5 protein-coding genes are annotated in these 3,308 nt (G+C 64.6%); 1 reads left to right on the top strand and 4 read right to left on the bottom strand.

Annotated elements, in window-relative coordinates:
• Positions 1-171, top strand: a 171-nt coding sequence (locus EN893_RS25250; RefSeq protein ID WP_164901090.1) for a helix-turn-helix domain-containing protein, incomplete at its 5' end; no start/stop codon positions are given.
• Between the two features lie 12 nt (positions 172-183).
• On the opposite strand, the gene EN893_RS25255 is transcribed toward EN893_RS25250, so the two are convergent.
• The 4 genes from EN893_RS25255 to EN893_RS25270 form a co-directional block, all read right to left on the bottom strand.
• Positions 184-1,620, bottom strand: coding sequence for an MFS transporter (locus tag EN893_RS25255; RefSeq protein WP_127267750.1), 1,437 nt, complete (start codon positions 1,618-1,620; stop codon positions 184-186).
• Positions 1,621-1,831: 211 nt separating this feature from the next.
• Positions 1,832-2,311 carry a DUF992 domain-containing protein gene (locus tag EN893_RS25260; RefSeq protein WP_023810132.1) on the bottom strand — a complete coding sequence of 160 codons (480 nt, stop codon included), beginning with the start codon at positions 2,309-2,311 and terminating at the stop codon, positions 1,832-1,834.
• Between the two features lie 93 nt (positions 2,312-2,404).
• Positions 2,405-2,881 (bottom strand): DUF992 domain-containing protein, encoded by a 477-nt coding sequence (locus EN893_RS25265; RefSeq protein WP_127267751.1) that lies wholly within the window; start codon positions 2,879-2,881, stop codon positions 2,405-2,407.
• 208 nt (positions 2,882-3,089) lie between these two features.
• Positions 3,090-3,308: tetratricopeptide repeat protein (locus tag EN893_RS25270; protein WP_128361856.1), on the bottom strand; the 219-nt coding region annotated here is incomplete at its 5' end.

Raw genomic sequence — 3,308 nt, forward strand, 5'->3', positions numbered from 1 at the left:
GTGCTGACCCATCATTTCCTTTTGAAGCAGGTCTGGGGCGATTCGACCGATGTGCAGTATCTCAGGGTCTATGTCCGGCAGCTCAGGCAAAAGATCGAGAAGAGCCCCGACCAGCCGCGCTACATCACCACCGAGACCGGCGTCGGCTACCGCCTGCGCGAGGCCGAATGAGCAGGCCAGGTTTTAGCCGATAGCTTCCCGTGGCTGGCCAAGCGGTCTGGAAACCCGCAAAGCCGCGAGGCAGCCAACAATGCCGAGCGGCACGAAGGCAAGAAACAACCACGACGCGACATTCGCCGCCGCGTCGTGGTTCAGGCCTTGCGAAAAGCCGCTGGCGTTGGCGACGATGCCGGCGAGTGCGGCGCCCACGGCATAGCCGATGCGCTGCATGGTCGGCACCGCCGCCGAGGCGATGGTCTGCTCGCCCTCCGGGGCGGAGGCGACGATGACGCGCGTCAGGAACGGCCAGGCGATGCCGAAGCCGCCGCCCTGCAACAGGGCACATATCAGGATCAGCGGGACGGAGCCCAGGGGTATCGCATACGCAAAGCCGGCGATGCCGGCCGCGATCATCACTGCGCCGCCGACGATGATCAGCCGCTCGCGCTGCGGCGGCGCGTTGGCGACCAGGATCGAGAGGATCGACCAGGCTATCGATTCGGCGGCGATGATGTAGCCGGTGGTCAGCAGCGGAATGTCGTGAAGGCTGGTCAGCAACAGCGGTCCGTAGACGCCGAAGGAACAGGTCGCCACCGAAAAGGCGGCAACCATGGTCATGCCGGCGCCGACCGGCGTGCGCCATGAGAACAGCCGCGCCGGGAACAGCCGCGAACGCGGCTTCAGCGCGTCGATGGTGAAGAACAGCACCAGGCCGATGAGGCCGAAGGCCATCAGCAGCGAAGAGCGCAGCAAGGCGATGTCGACGCCGGCCGAGGCGATCAACACCACGGCGACGGCAAGGCAGCCAAGGGCCGCGAACGGGAAGGGCGGCGCCTTACCCGTGCTCGTCTTGGGTTTCGTCGCCTGCGGCGTGTCGAGCACGAGGAAGCTTGCCAGCGCCATGGCGGCGCCGCCGAGTGTGAAGATGCCGAAGGCCCAGCGCCATGACAACAGCTCGGTCATGATCGCGCCGAGCAATGGTCCGCTGAAGGCGGCGACGCCCCAGATCGCCGACATGATGCCGAAAAGCTGCGGCCAGATGGCGCGCGAGAACAGTCGTTCGACCGAGACGAAGGCCAGCGACACCAGCGCACCGCCGCCAAGTCCTTCGATCAGGCGGCCGGCGAGGAACAGTTGCATGGAAGGCGAGGTGGCGCATATCAGCGCGCCTGTTGCGTAGAGCAGCGCGGCGACCACCATGTTGGTGCGCAAGGGGACATAACTCACCAGTCGTCCGGCGGCCGCGCCGGCAACGATGGCGCCGAGTTCGTAGATCGCCAGCGACCAGCCGACGAGCTGTACGCCCGCCAGTTCGCCGACCATGGCCGGCATCACCGTTGCCACCATCGTTTCGTTGGTGGCGTGCAGCAGGATGCCGAGGCTGATGAAGCAGAAGCGCGCCAGGTCGCCGCTTGCCCACAATACGCGCCAGTCGACCCTGTTCGTGCTGATCTCGGTCATTTCCACCCCCGTCTTGCATATCTCGACGCCAGCGCAGGACGCCAGAAGCCAGTACGGGTTTCCGGCAGGACCATGCGGATCGACAGCGCTGGATCGAGGCGTTGTTGCGCTCGGGGCAGGCTTGTAAAACCTCAACCGGGGTTGAGCTCAAGCGTTTTTTTGAGGGCCGTTCGCGCGGATGCCCCTTCGGTTGGCGGGCTTCGTTGCGCGATCAATTCTCGGTGCTGCGCAGCTGGAATTGGCTGACGCCGATCGCGAGGTTCATGCCGGTCTGCGTCTGCAAGCTGAGCGGCTGCAAGGTGAAGGCCTGAGAGGAGCCGCCGACCAGCAGATTGGCGCCGGCGCCGACGGCGGCCGTCACCTCCGCGCTGGCGCCGATATAGTCGCCGGCCAGCGCACCCGGCGCATAGATGTTCTTCAGCGGCGTCAGCACGATCCACTGCATGACCGTCTGCTTCGTCGTGCCGATGTCGAGGCCGTATTTGTTGACGGCGCCGAAATAGGCTTCCGGCGCGAAGCTTTTGTCGGCGGGGTTGAAGGTGCAGCTCAGATCCTTGCTCGAGCCGAAGATGAAGCCGGTGCCGCCGCCTATGGCGCAGTCAAGCGTACCGACTTCCATGCCTCGGTCCTGCGCCTGCACCGCTCCGGATAGCGTCGTGAACATGGCGGCAGCTATGGCTGTCTTCAGCATGATGGTTCCCCCCCAAAATCAAACGGCGCGAAACCATCCTATCTGGTTCCGCGCCGCGGGGTGAGGGGTCATGGAGCGCACGGCTCCATGCAATCACTTGAATGAGTGGATCAGCTGGAGCGAGGTCACGGCCACGGCAAGGTTGACGCCGGTCTGCGCCTGGACGCTGAGCGGCTCCAGCATGACGGCGCTGTCCAGGCCGCCAACCAGCAGATTGGCGCCGCCGCCGGTCACCACGCTCGCCTCGGCGTTGACACCGTAGTAGCTGCCGGCGAGATCGCCTCCGTCACGATCCCGGGTCGCGGCCAGCACGGCCCAGACGAGCTGGCCCTGATGCGTCTGGCCGACATCGAGGCCGATCTTGGAGATGATGCCTGTGTAAATCTCGGACGGCCCGTGATGATGAGGCCGGAAGACACAGGACACGCCCTTGTTGGAAGCGACGATATAAGCGGTGCCGCCGTCGATGGTGCAATCGAGCGTGCCGAGTTGCAGCTTGCCGGCGCTGGCCGGAGCCACCGCGAACATCGTCGTGGCGAGGGCAGCGGCGCAGGCGAGTTTCTTGATCATGGGAGGGTCCTTTCGCAAAATACTTTCAACAACGGCTTGGGTGGGTAGACCGTTCCGCTGAAAACTTGGCGCGATCAAGGCAGGGGCCGAAAGCCTCCTGCCTGGGTTAATGCCCGGTTGCGAAGTGCGTCCTTTAGGACACGCAAAGGATCCCGCGGCACTTGGATGTCACGCGGATTCGTATGGGAAGCGCTTGCCGAAACCGAGATCAGCTGACGCGGGCGAGGCCATCCTTGGCCGGCTGGTAGGTAGGGTCGAGGCGAACGGCTTCCTTATAGGATTTCGCGGCCTTCGCCTTGTCGCCGCGCCGCTCATAGATCAGCGCCTGGTTGGACCAGGCCTCGGCATTCCTGCCGTCGAGCTTGATCGCCATGTTGAAATCGGAAAAGGCGTTGTCCTCGTCGTTGGTCGCCAGATAGGAGAGGCC

The organism is Mesorhizobium sp. M7A.F.Ca.CA.004.04.2.1, from assembly GCF_004022825.1.
GTDB lineage: Bacteria > Pseudomonadota > Alphaproteobacteria > Rhizobiales > Rhizobiaceae > Mesorhizobium.